At 69.3% G+C, this 20,029-nt stretch carries 18 protein-coding genes; 9 read left to right on the top strand and 9 right to left on the bottom strand.

Features of this window, described 5'->3' with window-relative positions; translation table 11 throughout:
• The first annotated feature begins 6 nt into the window (after positions 1-6).
• From APY03_RS05375 to APY03_RS05365, 3 genes are all read left to right on the top strand, one after another.
• Positions 7-3,306 (top strand): carboxyl transferase domain-containing protein, encoded by a 3,300-nt coding sequence (locus tag APY03_RS05375; RefSeq protein WP_068674661.1) that lies wholly within the window; start codon positions 7-9, stop codon positions 3,304-3,306.
• A 73-nt stretch (positions 3,307-3,379) separates the two neighbouring features.
• A complete protein-coding gene (locus APY03_RS05370; RefSeq protein ID WP_146039272.1) occupies positions 3,380-4,663 on the top strand; it encodes an SGNH/GDSL hydrolase family protein in 1,284 nt (427 codons plus the stop codon).
• Positions 4,664-4,780: 117 nt separating this feature from the next.
• Positions 4,781-5,236, top strand: coding sequence for a YXWGXW repeat-containing protein (locus APY03_RS05365; protein ID WP_068674660.1), 456 nt, complete (start codon positions 4,781-4,783; stop codon positions 5,234-5,236).
• Between the two features lie 55 nt (positions 5,237-5,291).
• On the opposite strand, the gene APY03_RS05360 is transcribed toward APY03_RS05365, so the two are convergent.
• Genes APY03_RS05360 through purU form a run of 4 tightly spaced genes read right to left on the bottom strand, consistent with a single transcriptional unit; the run spans position 5,292 to position 8,774 of the window.
• Positions 5,292-6,020, bottom strand: a complete 729-nt coding sequence (locus APY03_RS05360) for an LrgB family protein (protein ID WP_068674658.1) — start codon at positions 6,018-6,020, stop codon at positions 5,292-5,294.
• A 3-nt stretch (positions 6,021-6,023) separates the two neighbouring features.
• The gene (locus APY03_RS05355) at positions 6,024-6,383 is read right to left on the bottom strand and encodes a CidA/LrgA family protein (RefSeq protein ID WP_068674657.1); all 360 of its coding nucleotides are present in this window, start codon (positions 6,381-6,383) and stop codon (positions 6,024-6,026) included.
• A gap of 2 nt (positions 6,384-6,385) precedes the next feature.
• Positions 6,386-7,891 carry an FAD-linked oxidase C-terminal domain-containing protein gene (locus APY03_RS05350; RefSeq protein WP_068674655.1) on the bottom strand — a complete coding sequence of 502 codons (1,506 nt, stop codon included), beginning with the start codon at positions 7,889-7,891 and terminating at the stop codon, positions 6,386-6,388.
• A 34-nt stretch (positions 7,892-7,925) separates the two neighbouring features.
• Positions 7,926-8,774, bottom strand: a complete 849-nt coding sequence (purU, locus tag APY03_RS05345; RefSeq protein ID WP_068674653.1) for a formyltetrahydrofolate deformylase — start codon at positions 8,772-8,774, stop codon at positions 7,926-7,928.
• An 89-nt stretch (positions 8,775-8,863) separates the two neighbouring features.
• Between purU and APY03_RS05340 the strand changes: the two genes are divergently transcribed.
• A complete protein-coding gene (locus APY03_RS05340; protein WP_068674651.1) occupies positions 8,864-10,198 on the top strand; it encodes an aminotransferase class III-fold pyridoxal phosphate-dependent enzyme in 1,335 nt (444 codons plus the stop codon).
• A gap of 37 nt (positions 10,199-10,235) precedes the next feature.
• Here APY03_RS05340 and APY03_RS05335 read toward each other — a convergent pair whose 3' ends face one another.
• Positions 10,236-11,072 carry a ChaN family lipoprotein gene (locus APY03_RS05335; RefSeq protein ID WP_068674649.1) on the bottom strand — a complete coding sequence of 279 codons (837 nt, stop codon included), beginning with the start codon at positions 11,070-11,072 and terminating at the stop codon, positions 10,236-10,238.
• Between the two features lie 62 nt (positions 11,073-11,134).
• On the opposite strand from APY03_RS05335, the gene APY03_RS05330 reads away from it, so the two are divergent.
• The gene (locus APY03_RS05330) at positions 11,135-12,214 is read left to right on the top strand and encodes an AbrB family transcriptional regulator (protein ID WP_083944171.1); all 1,080 of its coding nucleotides are present in this window, start codon (positions 11,135-11,137) and stop codon (positions 12,212-12,214) included.
• Here APY03_RS05330 and APY03_RS05325 read toward each other — a convergent pair.
• The gene (locus tag APY03_RS05325; protein WP_068674884.1) at positions 12,211-12,489 is read right to left on the bottom strand and encodes a BTH_I0359 family protein; all 279 of its coding nucleotides are present in this window, start codon (positions 12,487-12,489) and stop codon (positions 12,211-12,213) included. The genes APY03_RS05330 and APY03_RS05325 overlap by 4 nt on opposite strands.
• A gap of 121 nt (positions 12,490-12,610) precedes the next feature.
• The gene (locus tag APY03_RS05320) at positions 12,611-13,771 is read right to left on the bottom strand and encodes a DUF3108 domain-containing protein (RefSeq protein WP_068674647.1); all 1,161 of its coding nucleotides are present in this window, start codon (positions 13,769-13,771) and stop codon (positions 12,611-12,613) included.
• A gap of 109 nt (positions 13,772-13,880) precedes the next feature.
• On the opposite strand from APY03_RS05320, the gene APY03_RS05315 reads away from it, so the two are divergent.
• Positions 13,881-14,885, top strand: coding sequence for a fumarylacetoacetate hydrolase family protein (locus APY03_RS05315; protein ID WP_068674645.1), 1,005 nt, complete (start codon positions 13,881-13,883; stop codon positions 14,883-14,885).
• 5 nt (positions 14,886-14,890) lie between these two features.
• Here APY03_RS05315 and fic read toward each other — a convergent pair whose 3' ends face one another.
• Both fic and APY03_RS05305 read right to left on the bottom strand, forming a co-directional pair.
• Complete coding sequence (gene fic, locus APY03_RS05310) at positions 14,891-16,045, bottom strand: protein adenylyltransferase Fic (RefSeq protein WP_068674643.1); 1,155 nt, start codon at positions 16,043-16,045, stop codon at positions 14,891-14,893.
• A 143-nt stretch (positions 16,046-16,188) separates the two neighbouring features.
• Positions 16,189-16,968, bottom strand: a complete 780-nt coding sequence (locus tag APY03_RS05305; RefSeq protein WP_068674641.1) for a LuxR family transcriptional regulator — start codon at positions 16,966-16,968, stop codon at positions 16,189-16,191.
• A gap of 74 nt (positions 16,969-17,042) precedes the next feature.
• Here APY03_RS05305 and APY03_RS05300 point away from each other — a divergent pair, with 74 nt between their 5' ends.
• Genes APY03_RS05300 through APY03_RS05290 form a run of 3 tightly spaced genes read left to right on the top strand, consistent with a single transcriptional unit; the run spans position 17,043 to position 20,023 of the window.
• Positions 17,043-18,788 (top strand): FAD-dependent monooxygenase, encoded by a 1,746-nt coding sequence (locus APY03_RS05300; RefSeq protein ID WP_068674639.1) that lies wholly within the window; start codon positions 17,043-17,045, stop codon positions 18,786-18,788.
• On the top strand, positions 18,785-19,015 hold the full coding sequence (locus APY03_RS05295; RefSeq protein WP_068674637.1) for a DUF2783 domain-containing protein: 231 nt from the start codon (positions 18,785-18,787) through the stop codon (positions 19,013-19,015). Before APY03_RS05300 ends, APY03_RS05295 begins: the two co-directional genes overlap by 4 nt.
• A gap of 33 nt (positions 19,016-19,048) precedes the next feature.
• Positions 19,049-20,023 carry a Bug family tripartite tricarboxylate transporter substrate binding protein gene (locus APY03_RS05290; protein WP_068674635.1) on the top strand — a complete coding sequence of 325 codons (975 nt, stop codon included), beginning with the start codon at positions 19,049-19,051 and terminating at the stop codon, positions 20,021-20,023.
• Positions 20,024-20,029: the final 6 nt, after the last annotated feature.

Here is a 20,029-nt window from a genome sequence, read left to right as displayed (position 1 = left end):
CGTCCGTTGTTCAACAAGATCCTTGTGGCCAATCGCGGCGAGATCGCGGTGCGGCTGGTGCGCGCGCTGCGCGACCTGGGCATCGCGAGCGTGGCCGTCCATGCGAAGGACGATGCCCCGGCCCTGCACGTTCAACTGGCCGACACGGCGGTTCCGCTCGGCCTCACCGGGCCTGCGGCCTATCTCGACGGCGCGGCGCTGATCGGGATCGCGCGGGCCGAGGGCTGCGATGCCGTGCACCCCGGCTACGGCTTTCTCAGCGAGCGCGCCGACTTCGCGCAAGCCTGTGCGGACGCTGGCTTGTGCTTCATCGGCCCTGCGCCGGACCAGCTCGCGCTCTTCGGGGACAAGGCGCGTGCGCGCGCGCTGGCGCAGCGATGCGATGTGCCGGTCATGCCGGGCAGCGCCGGTGCCGTGACGCTCGCCCAGGCGCAGGCCTTCTTCGCCGCGCAGCAAGCGGACGCGGCGGGGATCATGGTCAAGGCCATCGGCGGGGGCGGCGGGCGCGGCATGCGCGCCGTGCTGAGCGCGTCCGATCTGCCGCAAGCGCACGCGCGCTGCATGTCCGAGGCCAAGGCTGCCTTCGGCGTCGAGGGCGTGTACGTCGAGCGGCTGATGCGCCACGCGCGCCATATCGAGATCCAGGTGCTGGGCGACGGCCACGCGGTCGCCAGCCTGGGCGAGCGCGAATGCACGCTGCAGCGGCGCTTCCAGAAGCTGGTCGAGATCGCGCCCAGCCCTTCGCTGCCGACGTCATTGCGCGAGCGCCTGACGCAGGCCGCGCTGCGGATGGCGAAGGCCGTGGGCTACCGCGGCCTGGGCACCTTCGAATTCCTGGTGGACGAGGAATCGACGAGCCTGCCCTTCGTCTTCATCGAGGCCAATCCACGCCTGCAGGTCGAGCACACGGTGACGGAGGCGGTGACCGGGCTCGACCTGGTGCAGTTGCAGATCGGCGTCGCGGCAGGGCTGCGGCTCGATGAACTCGGCATCGAAGCCGATCGCAGCGCGGCGCAGCGCGGCTTCGCGGTGCAATGGCGTCTCAACGCCGAGACACTCGACGCTCAGGGCCAGGCGCGTCCGGCCGGGGGCGTGCTGTCGCGCTTCGATCTGCCGGCCGGCCCCGGCGTGCGCGTCGACACCCACGGCTTTACGGGGCTCGCGCCCTCGCCGCACTACGACACGCTGCTCGCCAAGCTGATCGTGCATCACGCCTCGCCGCGCTTCGACGACGTGTTGCGGCGTTCGTTGCGCGCACTGGAGGAATGCCGCATCGAGGGCATCGCGACCAACCTTGCGCTGCTGCGTGCGATCGGCGAGCGGCCGGAGTTTGCGACGCAGAAGCTGCACACCCGCTTCGTCGAGGAGCACCTTTCCGACCTGCTCGCGGCGGCCTCGCGCATCGATGCGGCGGCCGCCGAGGCGGCCCAGCCGCCGGCGGTCGAGCCGAAGGCGGTGCCGCCGCAGGAGGACGGGGGCGGCCTGGTGGTCAAGGCCCCGATGCCGGCACGTCTGGTGCAGTTCGAGGTCGAGGTCGGTGACATCCTGCCGGCCGGTGCGCAGCTCGGCGTGCTCGAGGCCATGAAGATGGAACATCTGCTGCATGCGCCTGCTGCAGGCCGCGTGGTGGCGCTGCTTGCCGCGCCCGGCGACTATCTTGTGGAGGGCCAGTCGCTCCTGCGGCTCGAGCCGGTGGATGCGCAGGCCACCGAGGCCGAGTCGCATCCCGAGCAGGACCTCGATGCGGTCCGGCCGGACTTGCAGAAGGTGATGGATCGCCACGCCTTCACGCTCGACGCCAACCGCGGCGCCGCGGTCGCGAAGCGCCAGGCCCAGGGCAGCCGCACTGCGCGCGCCAACATCGCGGACCTCTGCGACCTGGCCGAGGAGCCGGCCAACTTCAATGAATACGGCGCACTCGCGATCGCGGCGCAGACGCGCCGCCGCCCGCTCGAGGACCTGATCGCCAACACGCCGGCCGACGGCATGGTGACCGGCATCGGCAGCATCAATGCGAGGCAGTTCGGGCCGGAGAAGTCGCGCTGCGTGGTCATGGCGTACGACTACACCGTGCTTGCCGGCACGCAGGGCCTGCGCAACCACCAGAAGACCGATCGCATGCTGGGCATCGCGCACCGGCTGAAGTTGCCGGTGGTGCTGTTCGCCGAAGGCGGAGGCGGGCGCCCCGGCGACACCGACATGCCGATCGTCGCGGGCCTCAACAATCACACCTTCACGCAGTTCGCGGCGCTTTCGGGCCATGTGCCGGTGGTAGGCATCGTGCATGGGCGCTGCTTTGCCGGCAATGCAGCACTGCTGGGGTGCGCCGACGTGATCATCGCCACCGAGGCCAGCAACATCGGCATGAGCGGGCCGGCCATGATCGAGGGCGGCGGGCTCGGCACCTTCGCGCCCGAGCAGATCGGGCCCAGTGCCGTGCAGTCGCGCAACGGCGTGATCGACCTCCTCGTGAAGGACGAGGCAGCCGCGGTGGCGGCGGCGAAGCAGTACCTCTCGTATTTCCAGGGCCCGACGCCGGGCTGGCAATGTGCCGACCCGCGCGTGCTGCGCCAGGTGGTGCCCGAGAACCGGATGCGCGTGTACGACGTGCGCGCCGCGATGCGCGGCGTGGCCGACACCGGCTCGCTGCTGGAACTGCGCGCCGGCTTCGGCGCCGGCATCGTCACCGCACTGGCGCGCATCGAAGGCAAGCCGGTGGGCCTGCTCGCGAACAATCCGCACCACCTCGGCGGCGCGATCGACGTCGAGGCCGCCGACAAGGCCGCGCGCTTCATGCAGCTGTGCAACGCGCACGGCCTGCCGCTGGTCGCACTGTGCGACACACCTGGCTTCATGGTGGGTCCGGAGATCGAGGCACAGGCCCAGGTGCGCCATGTGTGCCGCATGTTCATGGTGGCCTCGCACCTGCGCGTGCCCTACTTCGCGGTGGTGCTGCGCAAGGGCTACGGGCTGGGCGCGCAGGCGATGACGGCCGGCGGCTTCGACGCGCCGGTCTTCACCGTGGCCTGGCCCACCGGCGAGTTCGGTGCGATGGGGCTGGAAGGCGCGGTGCGCCTGGGCTTTCGCAAGGAGCTCGAGGCCGCGGCCGAGGGACCCGAGCGCGATGCCTTGTTCAAGAAGCTGGTGGCGCAGCAGTATGCAAACGGCGAGGCGATCCACATGGCGCAGACGCTGGAGATCGATGCGGTGATCGACCCGGCGGACACGCGCGCCTGGCTGGTGCGCGGGCTTGCCTCGGCCGCGGTGGCCCCGCGGGCGGCCACGCCGTTCGTGGATACCTGGTAGCCCTCACGCGCCGGCGTCCGACACACCGGCGCCCGAGGGCCTGCGTAAACTGCCCCGCTTGCGCACGGACCTGTTGACACGACGACGATTCGCCCAGGCCGGGCTCGCGGGATGCGCGGGCCTGGGGCTGCTGGCCACCCTTCCGCTACCCCTGCGCGCGCAGCCGAAGGCGGTGCAAGCGCCGCGCTGGGCCGCCAGCTGGGCCGCGGCGCCGCTCGACTACCTGCCGGCGCCGCTGTTCCCAGGCTTGCCGGCGATGCCCGCCAGGCAGCAGCGCTTCGAAGGGCAGAGCCTGCGCCAGCTGGTGGTGTCGGCCCTGGGCGGCGAGCGCGTGCGCGTGCGCTTCTCGAACCTGTTCGGACGGCAGCCGCTGCGCATCATGGAGGCCAGCGTGGGGCTCGCCGCCGGCGCCGACGCAGTGGCGCCGGCCACCCTGCAGCGCCTGCGGTTCGGAGGGCGGATCAGCGTCCTGATCGCACCCGGCCGCGAGGTCTGGAGCGATGGTGCTTCGCTTGCCATCCCGGCGGGCCGGACGGTGGCCGTCAGCTACCAGATACCAGCCGGTACGCCCTTCGGCACCGTGCATGCGCTGGGCCCGACGGTGATGACGCCGGACGCTGCGGTCATGCGTGCCAACTGGCGCGGCGCCACCCCTTCGCCGATGGCACACATCGTGACGGGTCTCGATATCGCCGTGCAAGCCACGCCGCGCGTGGTGGTGGCCTTCGGCGACTCGATCACCCAGGGCACCGGCAACGGTGAGGTCTCGCCGGCGAGCTATCCGGACCGGCTGGCCCAGCGCCTGCGCGAGCAGACGGGCATGCAGGGCGGCTTCGCGGTGATCAATGCCGGCATCGGCGGCAACCGGCTGCTCGTGGACGGCACGGGCCCGCGCGGCGTCGATCGCTTCCGGCGCGATGCGCTGGGGCAGAGCGGCGTGACGCACGTGCTGATTCTCATCGGCATCAACGACCTCGGCGTCAGCCTGCCGGTTGCGATGCAGGGCCTGTCGCCGGCCTTCCGCCCGGCCAGCACCGAGCAGCTGGCAGCCGGGCTGCAGCAACTGATAGGACAGGCGCGCGAGCGGGTTGTGAAGGTGCTGCTGGGCACGATCACGCCTTTCAAGGGCGCTGCCTATTGGAGCGAAGAGAAGGAGCTGCGCCGGCAGGCCCTGAACCGCTGGATCCGCGGCCGCCAGGACGTCGATGCGGTGGTGGATTTCGATCAGGCGCTGCGCGACGCCGCCGATCCTGCCGCCATGAATCCGCTGTACGACAGCGGCGACCACCTGCACCCCGGCCCTGCCGGCTATGCGGCCATGGGCGATGCAGTCGACCTGCGCGAGCTGACCGAATAGCACCCTCGTTTGCAACAAAAAGCGACACCCGTTTACAAAAGGCTGCGGGCCGGGCTTACACGCGCTTCACACGGTCACGGGAGGATGAAGGCTCCAACAACTCATGAGGGCATCCCCATGAAAAAACTCGCGATTTCTCTTGCCGTAGGCGCCGCGTCGATCCTGTCGGTGGGCACCGCCGTGATGGTCCCGACCACCGCGCAGGCCCAGCCCGCGATCATCATCCAGACCCCGCCGCCGCCTCCGCGCTACGAGCGCGTGCCGCCGCCGCGCCGTGGCTATGTGTGGGCACCTGGCCACTACGAGTGGCAGCGCGGGCGCCACGTCTGGGTGCGCGGCGCCTGGGTCCGCGCCCGGCCGGGCTATGCCTACCGTGCGCCGGGATGGCGTGAGCGGGATGGGCGCTGGGAATACAACCGCGGCCGCTGGGACCGCGATCGCGACGGCGTGCCGAACCGCTACGACCGTGACCGCGACAACGACGGCGTGCCCAACCGCTACGACCGCGACCGCGACAACGACGGTGTGCCCAACCGCCGCGACGACCGTCCCAACAATCCGAACCGCAGCTGATACGAGCCAGAAGGAAACGCCCGCGTCGCGGGCGTTTTTTCTTCTGGCGGAGCATTCAGCGAAGCATGCTGAACACCAGCGGCATCAGCAGCGCCGCCAGCACCACCTGCATCCCCAGCGCGAGTCCCGCGTAGGCCCCCGCATCCGCATCCACGTGCAGCGCGCGCGCGGCGCCGATGCCGTGGGCGGTCGTGCCGAGCGCGAAGCCGCGCGCTGCGAAGCCGTCGGGGTCGGTGCCGATGCGCAGGGCATCGAAGAGGTACTTGCCCGAGAGCGCGCCGATCATGCCGGTCAGCACCGCGAACACCGCCGACAACGCAGGGATGCCGCCGATCTTCTCCGAGATGCCCATGGCCACCGGCGCGGTGACCGATTTGGGCGCCAGCGAAAGCACCACGTCGTGCGGCAGCCCCACCACCCACGCCAGCGCCACGGCCGAGGCGCTCGCGGCAATGCCGCCCAGCAGCGCCGCCAGCAGCAGCCGGCCGAAGCGCGCCTTGAGCTCGGCGCGCCGTTGCCACAGCGGCCAGGCCAGCGCGACCACCGCGGGGCCGAGCAGGAAATGGATGAACTGCGCGCCCGCGAAATAGCTGGGGTAGTCCACCCCGGTCGCCAGCAGGCCGCCGGCCAGCGCGATCACCGACCACAGCACGGGATTGGCCCAGGGCGCGCTGCCCAGCCGCGTGTAGGCCGCATTCGCGAGCAGGTAGGTCACCAGCGTGGCCGTGAGGCCGAAGAGCGGCGTGGCCGAGAGATAGATCCACAGTTCGACGAAGCGCGGCATGGGTCAGCGCTCCGCCTCGCCGCCGCGCTTGCGACCGGGCCAGTAGAGCACCGTGGCCGTCACGGCCAGCCCGATCCAGGTCGACAGCACGATCACGAACAGCATGCGGCCGCCATATTGCGCGAGCAGTGCGAGGTGCGTCATCACGCCCACGCCGACCGGGATGAACAGCAGCGACAGGTGCGAGAGCAGGAAGTTCGCGCATTCGGCCACCGGCTCGCGCACAGGCTCGAATCTGAGCGCGGCGAGCAGCAGAACCAGTCCCAGCACAGGTCCGGGCAGCGGAAGAGAAAGCCCTCGCGACAGCAGTTCGCCGATCGATTGCAGGACCAGAAGCCAGGCCAGGCCGCGCAGCCCCTTCATCGTCAGAAGCGGGGCAGTTCGGCGTGCGGCATCGGCTGCCCAGCACGGAACACCTGCTTGCCGTACTCGGCGCAGCGCTGCAGCGTCGGGATGGTCTTGCCCGGATTGAGCAGGCCCGCCGGGTCGAAGGCGCGCTTGACCCCGAACATCTGCTCGTTTTCCGCGGCCGTGAACTGCACGCACATGCTGTTGAGCTTCTCGACGCCCACGCCGTGTTCCCCCGATACCGTGCCGCCCATCGCCACGCTGGTCTCCAGGATGTCGGCGCCGAAGAGCTCGCAGCGGTGCAGCTCGTCGGGGTCGTTGGCGTCGAACAGCACCAGCGGATGCAGGTTGCCGTCGCCCGCGTGGAACACGTTGCAGCAGCGCAGGTTGTACTTGATCTCCATCTGCTGGATCGCCAGCAGGATGTCGGCCAGGCGCTTGCGCGGGATGGTCGAATCGAGGCACATATAGTCGGGACTGATGCGGCCCGATGCCGGGAAGGCGTTCTTGCGCCCGCTCCAGAACTTCAGGCGTTCCTCCTCGCTCGTGCTCACCGAGATCCCGGTTGCGCCCGAGGCCCGCAGCACGTCGCTCATGCGGCCGATCTCTTCCTCCACCTCCTCGGGCGTGCCGTCGGATTCGCACAGGAGGATCGCCGCCGCCTCGAGGTCGTAGCCGGCGCGCACGAAGTCCTCGACCGCGGCCGTCATCGGCTTGTCCATCATCTCGAGGCCGGCCGGGATGATGCCGGCCGCGATCACCGCCGCCACCGCATCGCCGGCTTTGCGCACGTCGTCGAAGCTGGCCATGATGCAGCGCGCCAACTGCGGCTTGGGCACCAGCTTGACCGTGACCTCGGTGGTGACGGCCAGCATGCCTTCGCTGCCCACCACAAGGGCCAGCAGGTCGAGCCCCGCGCAGTCCAGCGCCTCGCTGCCGAACTCGACCGCCTCGCCCTCGGCAGTGAAGCCACGCACGCGCAGCACGTTGTGCAGCGTCAGGCCGTACTTGAGGCAGTGCACGCCGCCCGAGTTCTCGGCCACGTTGCCGCCGATGGTGCAGGCGATCTGGCTCGAGGGATCAGGCGCGTAGTAGAGATTGAAGGGCGCGGCCGCCTCGCTGATCGCGAGGTTGCGCACGCCGCACTGGACCACGGCGGTGCGGCTGACCGGGTCGACCTTCAGGATGTTGTTGAACTTGGCGAGCGAGAGCGTGACGCCCATCGCATGCGGCATCGCGCCGCCCGAGAGCCCGGTGCCTGCGCCGCGCGCCACCACCGGCACGCCGAGCGCGTGGCAGGTCTGGAGCACGGCCTGCACTTGCCCCTCGGTCTCGGGCAGGGCCACCGCCAGCGGGCGCTGGCGGTAGGCGGTGAGGCCGTCGCATTCGTAGGGCGTGGTGTCCTCGGGCTGCCAGATCAGTGCATGGGCGGGCAGGCGTGCCTGCAGTGCGCGGACCACCTCGGCCTGGCGTTCGGAAGCCTGCAGCAGGCCGCGGTGGGTGGTCGTCGTGGGCGCGTTCATGGACCCGACTCTACGGCAAGGGCCGCGGCGCGTGCTACTTGAAGACGACCGTGCGGTGCCCGTTGAGCAGCACCCGGTGTTCGCTGTGCCACTTCACGGCCCGGGCCAGCACCTGGGTCTCGGTGTCGCGGCCGCGGGCGGTGAGGTCCTCGACCGTGTCGGTATGGTCGGAGCGCTCCACGTCCTGCTCGATGATCGGGCCCTCGTCGAGGTCGGCCGTCACGTAGTGGGCGGTGGCGCCGATCAGCTTCACGCCGCGGTCGTGCGCCTGGTAGTAGGGCTTGGCGCCCTTGAAGCTGGGCAGGAAGGAGTGGTGGATGTTGATCGCGCGGCCGGCGAGCTGGGTGCACAGGTCGTTGCTGAGGATCTGCATGTAGCGCGCCAGCACCACCAGCTCGGCGCCCTCGGCCTCGATGATCTCCAGCTGCTTCGCCTCGGCCTGGGCCTTGGTGGCGGCCGTTACCGGAATGTGGTGGAAAGGCACGTTGTAGCTGGCGGCCAGCTGGTAGAAGTCGCGGTGGTTCGAGACGATGGCGCGCACGTCGATCGAGAGCAGGCCGCTCTTCCAGCGGAACAGCAGGTCGTTGAGGCAGTGGCCTTCCTTGCTGACCAGGATCACCGTCTTCATCGGCTCGGCCGCCACGTGCAGCTTCCAGCGCATGCCGAAGCTCGCAGCCAGGCCCCCGATCTGCTCGCGCAGCGCCGCTTCGCCGTGGTCGGCGCAGGCGAAGCGCACGCGCATGAAGAACAGGCCCGTGCCGTGGTCGTTGTACTGCGCCGCTTCTTCGATGTTGCCGCCGCGCTCGAGCAGGAAGCCGGACACGGCGTGGACGATGCCGGTGCGGTCGGGGCAGGAAAGGGTGAGGATGTACGCGGGGGTCATAAGGGGCAGGATTGTCGCAGGGCTGCCGAGGAACGCGGCCGGTGCCAAAATGCCCTTCCCCCAGCGTCCACCCTGCAGGAGCGACCCAGATGGCCTACAACGACTTCAGCATGGACAACCAGTGGTTGCCCTTCACCCCCAACCGCCATTTCCGCAAGGATCCGCGCGTCTTCGTCGCCGCCGACGGCATGGAGTTCACCACGCACGACGGGCGCAAGGTGATCGACGGCATCTCCTCGCTCTGGTGCGTGGGCGCGGGCCACAACCGCAAGCCCATCAACGAGGCGATCAAGAAGCAGCTGGACACGCTCGACTACGCGACGGCCTTCCAGGTCAGCAACGACAAGGCCTTCAAGGCGGCAGAGATGATCGCCGCAATGGCGCCCGGCGACCTCGACAAGGTGCTGTTCTGCAACTCGGGCAGCGAGGCGGCGGACACCTCGCTGAAGGTGGCGCTGGCCTACCACCGCGCGCGCGGCGAAGGGCATCGCAACGTCTTCATCGGCCGCGAGAAGGGCTACCACGGCGTGGGCTTCGGCGGCATGTCGGTGGGCGGCATCCCGGGCAACCGCAAGGTGTTCGGCTCGGCCTTCCTGCCGCGGGTGGACCACATGCGCTTCATCCACGATCCGGTGAATCACGCCTACATCCACAACGAGGAGCCGGTCTGGGCCGAGGATGCGCTGGCCGACCTGGAGCAGCGCATCCTGCCGCTGCACGACCCGAGCAATGTGGCCGCAATCATCGTGGAGCCGATAGCAGGCTCTGCGGGCTGGTACCTGCCGCCCAAGGGCTACCTGCAGAAGCTGCGCGAGATCTGCGACAAGCACGGCATCCTGCTGATCTTCGACGAGGTCATCACCGGCTTCGGCCGCATGGGCACGAACTTCGCGTCGGACTTCTACGGCGTGGTGCCCGACATGCTGAACTTCGCCAAGTGCGTGACCAACGGCGTGATCCCGCTGGGCGGCGTGATCTGCCGCGACAAGCTCTACGACACGATGATGAACACCTCGGCCCCCGAGCACGTGGTGGAATTCTTCCACGGCTACACCTACTCGGGCCACCCGGTGGCCTGCGCCGCGGCGATCGCGACGCTCGAGTTGCTGCAGCAGGAAAAGCTCTTCGCGCGCGCCGGTGAGATGGGCAAGGTGCTGGGCGATGCCTTCCACGGCACGTTCAAGGGCCTGCCCAACGTGATCGGCATCCGCAGCCTCGGGCTGGCCGCGGCGGTGGAGTTTGCGCCGATCGCCGACGCACCGGGCAAGCGTGCGTATGACATTTTCCTGGATTGCTTCCACAAGGGCTCGCTGGTGCGGCCGGCCGGCGACGTGATCGTGATCGCGCCGCCCTTCGTGGTGGAGAAGTCGCACATCGACACGCTGGTCAACACGCTGGCGGACTCGATCCGGAAGAACGCCTGAATCCGGATCGGCGCGTCATTCGCGTCTTGCGAGTCCTTCAGCTCCTGGGCCCGGTCTGCGCCCGGAGGGCCGCGCAATAGTCCTTTTCCGGCAACGCGGGCGTCTGCCACACGGCATCGAAGGCGCCCGGCTCGCGCGGCGGGTTCGGGCTGTCGCCGGCGTGCATCTGCACCGTCTTCACCGCGAGATCGCTGGGCAGGTGCTGCGGCACGCCGACCGCCTTGGCGGTGTGGCCGGCACCGCTCAGCAACAGCACCGTCTTGCCCGGCACGCGCGCCTTGACGATGGTCTGCGCCATCGCGCGGTCGCGTGCGATCTGGATGCGCGTCATCGGCCCGATCTGCGACTCCGGCAGCAGGTTGCAGTGGCCGCTGCGCACGGCCTCCTGCTGGGCCTTGTGTGCCTCGGCCCCAAGCTGCGCGTCGAGCGACACGTCGGCCATGGCGTCCTTCATGCGCTCGCGCGGCAGGTTGGCGCCGAGCACCGGCACGCCGGCGCGCACCGCGGCCATCACGGCGGGGCCGTAGGCGCTCCAGGGCCAGGCCTTCTCGTTCCAGCCGAGGGCGGTCTGCACCTGGGCTTCGGTCGCGGCGGGGCCGAGGTGGGCTGTGCTGCCGCCTTGCTCGGCCATCTCGATCGCCAGTGCAGCCAGGCGCCCGCGCGCGGCCAATGCCTCCACCGTCTCGCGCTCGATCGCGTGGTGCTCGGGCGCGTCGTGCTGTTCGCCCAGCAGCAGTGCATCGGCCGGCAGCAGGGCCATGGCGCGGCGGGCGACCGGCGCATCGGCCGGCCCCAGTGCCGAGCAGCCGGCGAGCAGCGCCGCGGCCAGCAGGGACGGCAGCCAACCGGGCGAGAGCAGGGGGCAATGCAGCATCGGGCCATACTACGCGAGGGCGGCCGCGCCGCGTCGCCATCCAACGTCCCTTCCGCCTGTCCGTGCCCCCGCTTCGATCGACGCTGCGCATCCTCGCGACACTGTTGCTTGCGCTCTTGGCCGCCGGCGCCTGCCTCGCGTTGCACACGCCGCTGCCCTGGATGATCGGACCGTTGCTGGCGGTCTCGCTGGCTTCCATCGCCGGGGCGCCGACGGCCAGCTACACGCCGCTGCGAAACGCGGGGCAATGGGCGATCGGGCTGGCGCTGGGGCTCTACTTCACGCCCCAGATGGTGGGGCTGGTGGCCGGCCTCTGGTGGGCCATCGTGCTGGCGATCGCCTGGGCACTTGGCCTGGGCTGGCTGTTTGGCCGCTGGTTGCATGCCGTGCATGCCAAGCGCATGCCGCATGTACCGGCGCGTTCCATGAGAGCCACGACTTACTTCTCAGGCGCGATCGGCGGCGCCTCCGAGATGACGCTGCTGGCCGAGCGGGCGGGTGCGCGCACCGACCTGGTGGCCGCAGCCCACAGCCTGCGGCTGGTGCTGGTCACGGTGGCGATCCCCTTCGCCATGCAGTGGAGCGGGCTCCACGGGCTCGAACTCCATGCGGCCGGGCCGCGCGAGGTGCGCTGGGTCGGGCTCGGCCTGCTGGCGCTGGCGACCGGGATGGGCGGGCTGGCGATGCAGCTCGCGGGGCGCACCAATCCCTGGTTCATCGGGCCTTTGATGGTGTCCGTGGGCTTCGCCGTGGCGGGCGAGTCGCTCTCGGCCGTGCCGGCGTGGTTGTCGAACGCGGCCCAGCTGGTGATCGCGGTCAGCCTGGGCGTGCGCTTCAGCCGCGAGTTCCTGCACACGGCGCCGCTCTGGCTGGCCACGGTGGCGATGGGAACCCTGGGGATGATCGTCCTGTGCGCCGGCTTCGCCTGGCTGCTGGCCTGGGGCACCGGGCTGCATCCGGCCACCTTGGTTCTCGGCACTTCGCCGGGCGGCATCGCCGAGATGGCGATCACCGCCAAGGTGCTTCAGTTGGGGGTGCCGGTCGTGACGGCCTTCCAGGTGTGCCGGCTGGTGGCCGTGCTGCTGATCGTCGGGCCGATGTATGCCCGTTTGTATGGGGCGAAAAAGAAGCCCGGCGCTTAGTGCACCAGCACGGGCGTGTGGGCGAGCTCGGCGTAGCCCTCGAGCGTGTCTTCCACCTCTTCCTGGGTCGGGGTGTTGACCTGCCATGCGGCGATCTGCTGCTGGAACAGTTCGGCCCACGAGCCGTCGAGGTAGACCTCCTTGCCGGAGCGCTTGTCCACGATCTCGAAGCCATGGCGTGCGAGCACGGGGATGTTCGGCGCCACCGGCGTGTCGCCTTCGGTCGGCTGCACGTGCACGACGACGAAGGAGTCGGAGTCGTAAAGCATTTGCATGGCGGGTCCAGTGAGGATGTCGATAGCGTTCATGGTCGTTAGATAGCAATCAACGCGCCAGTTTCAATAAGCGCAATTGTTTTGTAGGCATGAGCCTTTATTTTTTGTGCTTTGTTCGGCTTCAGGGCCGCGCGCCCTGGGCATCGCGCAGCTGGAAATCCGCGAAATCTCCATTGGCCAGGGTCTGCCGTATCCGCACCGGCAGGTAGCCGAGCTCGGGAGCGAGCCAGAGCTCCACCTTGTCGTCGAAGGGCTTGCGCGGGTTGCGCGTGAGCTTGCGGGCGTTGTACTGGCCGGCCGGGAGCGTGAGGTGCTCGTCCTCCTCGACCTTGAAGATCCAGAGGTCGGCATCGCGCGGGCCCACGGTCTGGATCGCGAAGGCCGCGCCAGGCGGATAACGCGCCGGGTCGCCGGCCATCAGGGCACCGAGCTGCAGCATGACGCTGAGCCGGTCCTGTGCGCCGGGCAGGAGAGGCACGCTCGGCGCGTTGTTGCTGAATACGACCTGGCCCTGTTCGCGCATGAAATGCGCGGCCACCTCGGTGCGGCGTTTGTCCGAGAAACGCGCGGGCTCGATGCCCCCGGCGCCGATCACGCCGTTGCTGTGCTGGCTGCGGATGGTCTTGAAGAGAAAGCGCAGCGACAGCTGGGCATCGTATTGCTGGCCGTCCTGCTGCCAGACCAGGGTGCCGAACACGCCTTGCATCGGCGCGCTTCCCATCTGGCCGGTGACCGCGAAGGCGAGCTGGACCGAGCCCGGGACATGCGTCGGCTGCGGGGGCTCGGCCTGGCCCGCGGTGGCGGCCGCGCCGGAATCGGCACCGGAACCGGCATCTGCACCTGCACCGTTGGAGGCCGCGCCGGCAAGGGCGCCCGCAGCCGGTTCGGGCGCCGCCTCTGCTGCGGGCGGCTCTGCCGGAACCGTGGCCTCGGCCGGGGCGGCCTGTTCGGGCGCCGGGCTGTCAGCAGGCGGCGGGGTTGGCGCGGCGGGCGCCTCGCGCCGGGCCGCGGGCCGCGGCCGCGCGGGCTTGGGCGCGGTTGGCTTGGAGGCGGCCGGCGGCTCTGGCGCTGGCGCCGTCAGCGGCTCCGGCGGCGGGGCGATCACGATGGTTCGGGTAACGAACCTGCCCGCCAGCGGCGAGGGATGCGGCCCTCCCGCCAGGGGCGCCAGGCCCAGCAGGGCCATGTGCGCGAGCAGCACGGCGGCAGCCAGCAGCGCCAGGGCGCGCCACGGCGGGCGCGGGACGCCGGGGAGGGCAGGAGCGGCGGGGCGCAGGTGCATCGGGAGTGGATGGGAGGCCGCTGCCAAGGTTCAGCTCGGTACACTGCCGGCCCGTCCAATCAGTTTAGTAGCAGCGATGCCGCGCCGGCATCCGCACCCCGCTTCATCCATGAAACTCGCCACTCTCAAAGACGGCTCGCGCGACGGCCAGCTCGTCGTCGTTTCGCGCGACCTGGCCAGCGCCCACTACGCCACCGGCATCGCCAACCGTCTGCAGCAGGCGCTCGACGACTGGGGCTTCATCAGCCCCCAGCTGCAGGATCTGTCGGACGCCCTCAACGCCGGGCGCGCCCGCCACGCCTTCCCCTTCGACCCCGCGCAGTGCATGGCACCGCTGCCGCGCGCCTACCAGTGGGCGGACGGTTCGGCCTACCTCAACCATGTGGAGCTCGTGCGCAAGGCGCGCAACGCCGAGGTGCCCGAGAGCTTCTACACCGACCCCCTGATGTACCAGGGCGGCAGCGACGACTTCATCGGCCCGTGCGACCGCATCGTGGTGCCCAGCGAGGCCTTCGGCATCGACTTCGAGGCCGAGGTCGCCGTCGTCACCGGCGACGTGAAGATGGGCGCCACGCCCGAACAGGCGCTCGACGGCATCCGCCTGCTGATGCTGGCCAACGACGTGAGCCTGCGCAACCTGATCCCGGCCGAGCTGGCCAAGGGCTTCGGCTTCTTCCAGAGCAAGCCCGCCACCGCGTTCAGCCCGGTCGCCGTCACACCCGACGAACTGGGCGAGGCCTGGCAAGGCGGCCGCGTGCACCTCACGCTGCAGAGCAGCTGGAACGGCCGCAAGGTCGGCATGTGCGATGCCGGCGAGGAGATGACCTTCCACTTCGGCCAGCTGATCGCGCATATCGCCAGGACGCGCAACGTGCGCGCCGGCAGCATCGTGGGCAGTGGCACGGTCAGCAACAAGGGCATCGAGAAGAACGGCCGGATGGAGTGGCCCAAGGGCTACAGCTGCATCGCCGAGAAGCGGTGCATCGAGACCATCCAGGACGGGCAGCCCTCCACCGAGTTCATGAAGTACGGGGACACGATTCGCATCGAGATGAAGGGGCGGGACGGGCAGTCGGTGTTCGGGGCGATCGATCAGGAAGTGGCGGCGCCCTGATCGCGCTATGTCGCTCCCGCATAGGGCGCGAAGTCGTTGCCGTCCCTCATCAAGAGCTGGATCAGCTTCGGGTGCGTGAAGAGCTTTTCCTTGCCCGCCTGGATTTCCGACAGGACCCGAGCGCCCACCAGATCCTTCAGGTAGCGTGAGGCCGCCTGCCGCTGGGCGATTTGCTTGTCGACCAGGTTGCCGATGCGGCAATAAGGCTGCTCGAAGATCGTCTCGACGAGTTCGCGGCTGTAGATCTTGGGCAGCCTCTCGCGCACGTGCTCGGTGGTGTGCTCCGCCAGGCTTCGAATCGCGGCGATTTTTCCCGTGGTCCATAGCGCGGTTTCTTCCACCGCGCGCAGCATGTAGAGCACCCATTCCTCCCAGGCCTGCTCGCTGGTGACTTTCTGCAGCAGCCGGTAGTAGTCGGTCTTGTGCGCAATGATGTAGCGGCTCAGGTAGAGCACGGGCAGCGTCAGCAGCTTCTCCTGGATCAAGAGCAGGATGTTGATCACGCGGCCGGTGCGGCCGTTGCCATCGGTGAACGGATGGATTGCTTCGAACTGGTAGTGGCCCACGGCCATGCGGATCAGGGGATCGAGCTCGCGCTCGTCCTGGAGGAAGCGCTCCCAGTTCGCCAGCAGCTTGCGCAGCAGCGCCTCGCCCTCCGGCGGTGTGTAGATGCTCTCGCCGTTGCGGTCGCTGACGAGCTGCGTGCCGGGCGTGCAGCGGATGTCCATCTCGACGCCCTTGATGGTCGTGCAGATCTCGACCGCGGTGCGTATGCACAAAGGACGATCTTCCAGCGAGCGGAAGCCCTGATGCAACGCCGTTCTGCAGCGAAGGGCCTCTTTCGTGGCCGGATCGGCTTGGCTATCGTGGCTGTCCGCGTGGCGAAAGAGGCGGTCAGTGGTGGTGACGATGTTCTCGATTTCGGAACTGTCCTTGGCTTCCAGCAGCGGGATCGTGTTGATCAGCACGGCCGGATTCGGGATCAGGTCGGCCGCCTGCTTGAGCTCGGCCAATGCAGCGCGAGCCGTGATGCACTGCTTGAGAATCGCCTTGGTCTCCAAGTCGCGGGAGGGTGGCAATTGAGGCAGTTCAACATAAGGCCTGTCGGGACTCCAGGGTGACTGCGCTGTCGTGTTCGAAAAAGACGGATTTGGCGACATGACTTCAGCATATGTCGCTGGCGGCATCACGTCAACCGAACGTGTCGCAATTTGTTCGTTTCAGCGACATGACAATCAGTTCATGTCGTTGACAGCGACATGAGGTCGGGGATGTGTCGCAGATCTTGGATTTTGGCGACACATCAAGCCGAACCGCCGCGCAGCAGATCTTTCAGGCCTCTGATTCCCAATCGCCGAAACGCCCGGTACTGGTGGGTCCGCACCGTCGTGAGTTCGACGCCGATCTCGCGCGCCGTCTCCTTGGCGGTCCTGCCGGCGAGCAAATGGCCGACGACCTCGCGTTCGCGCAGGCTGAGTGCGAGCAGGCGCGTGCTCAGTGTGGGTTCGGCCGCCTCGCGGGCGGCCATCGCGCTGCGGCCGTGCGCGAGGGTCGCATCGGCCAGCAGCGTCGCGTGGACTTCCAGCAGCGCGAAGTCCGCGTCGCCGAACTCGGGCTGCGCCAGGCTGCGGTAGAAGCTCACCGCCGTGCGTTGCCCGGTCGGCAATAGCAACAGCACCGAAACGCGCTCGCGGATGCCCACGTCGCCATAACAGGCCGCGCGGTAGGCCGGGTCCGCCACCTCCTCGGCGACCTGGTGCCCCATCCAGAGCTGGGGCCGCTTGGGCAGCTTGCGGGCCGCGAGCCACACCATGTTCGGATCGAGCCGGTCGAAGCGCTGGGCCACATAGCGCTCGGCCGTGCGCTCGGCGGTGCTGCCGTAGCTGCTCGCGGCCGACACGGTCTCGATGCGGCCGGCTGCGCTCACGGTGAAGACAGTGCAGAAGGTCACCGGCAGCACCCGATGCATGGCGCCCAGGTAGCTGGCTGCCAGGTGAGGCGTGCCGATGCCGCCGAGCACGCCGCTGACCACGGGAGTCGCGAGCAGGCGCTCTTGCGCGCTGTTCAGGGGCCAGCGCCTCATGGGCGTCTCAGGGTTAACACGTCGTACGAAGTTAGGACATCGCCGACCGCGACGCATCGGGACAATCCCTTCGCATGAACACCGCAGTCCTGTCCTCGCCGGCCGCGCGCCCTGGCGATGCCGCCACCGGCCCGCTGCCGCCCGCAGGCGGCGCCTTGCCGCCGCCGGTCGGCGACTTCCGCTATGCCCGTTTCGCGCCCTTGCTGCCCCCGCTCGAGAACGGGGTCGAGGGCGGCCGCCATCCGGTGGTGATCGCGGGCGGCGGCCCGGTCGGCATGGCGCTGGCGCTGGGCCTGGCCAACCACGGCATGCGCAGCGTGATCCTGGAGGCCGACGACACCGTCTGCGTCGGCAGCCGCGCGGCCTGCATCTCGCGCCGCAGCCTGGAGATCGTCGAGCGGCTGGGCGCGGTCCGATCGTTCCTGGCCAAGGGCCTGCCCTGGACCGGCGGGCGCAGCTTCTACAAGACCGAAGAGGTGTTCCGCTTCGAGATGCCGCACGACGAGCGGCAGAAGCTGCCGCCGATGATCAACCTCGAGCAGTACTACATCGAGCAGTACCTGCTGGACGAGATCGTGCGCCGCAACGCGGCCGAGCCGGGGCTGATCGACATCCGCTGGGGCACCGAGCTCACCGGCCTCGCGCAGGAGGCCGACGGCGTCTCGCTCCAGGTGCGCAATGCGCTGGGCAGCTATGCGCTGAGCGCCGGGTGGCTGGTCGGCTGCGACGGCGGCCAGAGCTTCGTGCGCAAGTCGCTCGGGCTCAACCTCGAGGGCACGGCCTATGAAGGCCGCTACGTGATCATCGACATCGAGCTGCACAGCACGCACCCGACCGAGCGCCGCGCCTGGTTCGACCCGCCGTGGAACCCCGGCTCGACAGTGCTGATGCACCGCCAGCCCGACGACATCTGGCGCATCGACTACCAGTTGCGCGCCGGCCAGAGCACGGAGGAGGCGCTGAAGCCCGACGCGGTGGCCGGGTTCGTGCAGCGCCACCTCGACGCCATCGGCGAAGGCCACCTGCCCTGGAAGACGGTCTGGACCTCGGTCTACCGGGCCGGCGCCATGACGCTTGAGAGCTACCGCCACGGCCGCGTGCTGTTCGCCGGCAATGCCGCGCATGCAATGCCGATCTTCGGCGTGCGCGGCCTCAACTCGGGCTTCGACGATGCCGACAACCTGGCCTGGAAGCTGGCGCTGGTGGCGCGGGGCGTGTCCGGCGATGCGCTGCTCGACAGCTATTCGCAGGAGCGCATCGCAGCCTTCCACATCAATGCCGAGAGTGCGATGCGCAGCACCGAGTTCATGTCGCCGCCCTCGCGCGGCTTCGATCTGCTGCGCGAGGCGGCGCTGTCGCTGGCGGGCGCGCAGCGCGGCATCGCGAACCTGATCAATCCGCGGCAGACGCAAGCGGTGCACTACGAGGATTCCGCGCTGTCCAGCCAGAGCGATGCGCTACCCGGCGGGCCCCGGCCCGGCGAGACCCTGCCCGAGCAGCCGCTGGGGCCGGGGTTGCATCTCACCGATTGGCTGGGCCCGCAGTTCACCGTTCTCGTGCTCAACATCGAGCGCCTGGATCCCGCCTTCGAGGCCGAGCTTGCCGCCGCGCAGGCCGGTCCGCTGAAGGCCGTGCTGCGCACGCTGCCGCCTTCCGCGGCGCATGGCCCGGTGTTCGAAGCGCTGGGCGCGCAAGAGGGCGCGGTCTACCTGCTGCGCCCCGACGGCCATGTGGCCGCGCGTTGGCGCCGCGTGCCGCCCGGGGCACTGGCGCAAGCCCTGGCACGTGCATCGGCGCTGGCCACGAAGGAGGCCGCATGACTGCCCTGAGCTTCGAGGCACGCGACCGGCTCTACGCCGAATGCGCCCGCGCCATCAGCGAAGCCGGCGCCGAGCGAGAATCGCTCTTCCTCGCGCGACTCGTCCTGCTGCTCTTCGAGCAGCTCGGCGACGAGGCGCGTTGCCGGGCCGCGCTGGCGGAGGCGCTGAGCGATTTGCCGGTGCCCTCGCTGTCGGCGGCAGCGCCGGACGACGCCGATACGGCTTGATTCATTCATTCGAACCCCCAGGAGACTTCATCGATGGACCGCAGAACCCTGCTCACCACCCTCGCCGCCACCGCGGCCGCCGGCGCCGCACCCTGGGCGCGCGCGCAGAACTATCCCGAGCAGCTCATCAAGTGGGTGGTGCCCTATCCGGCGGGTGGCGGCACCGACGTCATCGCGCGCACCCTGGCCGAGGCCATGCGCCAGCCCCTGGGCCAGCAGATCGTGATCGACAACCGCCCCGGTGCTTCGACCAACATCGGCGCCGACCTGGTCGCCAAGTCCAAGCCCGACGGCTACACCATCATGTCGGCCGACAACGCGGTGCTGGCCTTCAACGAATACCTGTTCGGCAAGCTGCCCTTCAACCCCGAGAAGGACTTCAGCTACATCGGCGCGATCGGCAAGTTCCCGCTGGCACTGGTGGTGCACCCGGACTTCCCTGCCAAGGACTTCAAGGCCTTCCTCGCCTACGTCAAGGCCAATCCCGGCAAGGTCAACTACGCCTCGCCCGGCAACGGCTCGCCGCACCACCTGGCGATGGAGATGTTCAAGAACCGCACCGGCACCTTCATCACGCACATTCCCTACCGCGGTGCCGCGCCGGCGATGGCGGACGTGATGGGCGGCCAGGTGCCTTGCATGTTCCTCGACCTTGCCTCGGGCCTGCCGATCATGCAGGGCCAGAAGGTGCGGGTGCTGGCCATCGGCTCGGGCGCGCGCTCCAAGCTGCTGCCCGACGTTCCGACGCTGGCGGAGGTGGGCGTGCCCAACACCGAGGTGTTCGCCTTCCAGGGCATCCTGGGCCCGGCCGGCCTGCCCGCGCCGGTGGTGAGCAAGCTCAACGCGGAACTCAACCGCGCCTTCAGTGTGCCGGCGGTGCAGAAGCGCTTCAACGACTTCGGCATGGAGGCGATGCCCGGCACGCCGCAGCAGTTCGCGGCGCTCTCGCGCGCCGAGTCGAAGCGCTGGGGGCCGATCATCAAGTCGGCCGGCATCAAGCTGGATTGAAGCCTC

The organism is Variovorax sp. WDL1, from assembly GCF_001541225.1.
Classification (GTDB): domain Bacteria; phylum Pseudomonadota; class Gammaproteobacteria; order Burkholderiales; family Burkholderiaceae_C; genus Variovorax.
The sequence above is the reverse complement of the archived record's forward strand: the minus strand, read 5'-3'. Positions and strand labels throughout refer to the sequence as shown.

Coding starts and splice junctions, on each gene's coding strand:
- APY03_RS05365 (WP_068674660.1), top strand. CDS start 4,781: ATGAAAAAACTCGCGATTTCTCTTGCCGTAGGCGCCGCGTCGATCCTG.
- APY03_RS05360 (WP_068674658.1), bottom strand. CDS start 6,020: ATGCCGCGCTTCGTCGAACTGTGGATCTATCTCTCGGCCACGCCGCTC.
- APY03_RS05355 (WP_068674657.1), bottom strand. CDS start 6,383: ATGAAGGGGCTGCGCGGCCTGGCCTGGCTTCTGGTCCTGCAATCGATC.
- APY03_RS05350 (WP_068674655.1), bottom strand. CDS start 7,891: ATGAACGCGCCCACGACGACCACCCACCGCGGCCTGCTGCAGGCTTCC.
- purU (WP_068674653.1), bottom strand. CDS start 8,774: ATGACCCCCGCGTACATCCTCACCCTTTCCTGCCCCGACCGCACCGGC.
- APY03_RS05340 (WP_068674651.1), top strand. CDS start 8,864: ATGGCCTACAACGACTTCAGCATGGACAACCAGTGGTTGCCCTTCACC.
- APY03_RS05335 (WP_068674649.1), bottom strand. CDS start 11,072: ATGCTGCATTGCCCCCTGCTCTCGCCCGGTTGGCTGCCGTCCCTGCTG.
- APY03_RS05325 (WP_068674884.1), bottom strand. CDS start 12,489: ATGCAAATGCTTTACGACTCCGACTCCTTCGTCGTCGTGCACGTGCAG.
- APY03_RS05320 (WP_068674647.1), bottom strand. CDS start 13,771: ATGCACCTGCGCCCCGCCGCTCCTGCCCTCCCCGGCGTCCCGCGCCCG.
- APY03_RS05315 (WP_068674645.1), top strand. CDS start 13,881: ATGAAACTCGCCACTCTCAAAGACGGCTCGCGCGACGGCCAGCTCGTC.
- fic (WP_068674643.1), bottom strand. CDS start 16,045: ATGTCGCCAAATCCGTCTTTTTCGAACACGACAGCGCAGTCACCCTGG.
- APY03_RS05305 (WP_068674641.1), bottom strand. CDS start 16,968: ATGAGGCGCTGGCCCCTGAACAGCGCGCAAGAGCGCCTGCTCGCGACT.
- APY03_RS05300 (WP_068674639.1), top strand. CDS start 17,043: ATGAACACCGCAGTCCTGTCCTCGCCGGCCGCGCGCCCTGGCGATGCC.
- APY03_RS05295 (WP_068674637.1), top strand. CDS start 18,785: ATGACTGCCCTGAGCTTCGAGGCACGCGACCGGCTCTACGCCGAATGC.
- APY03_RS05290 (WP_068674635.1), top strand. CDS start 19,049: ATGGACCGCAGAACCCTGCTCACCACCCTCGCCGCCACCGCGGCCGCC.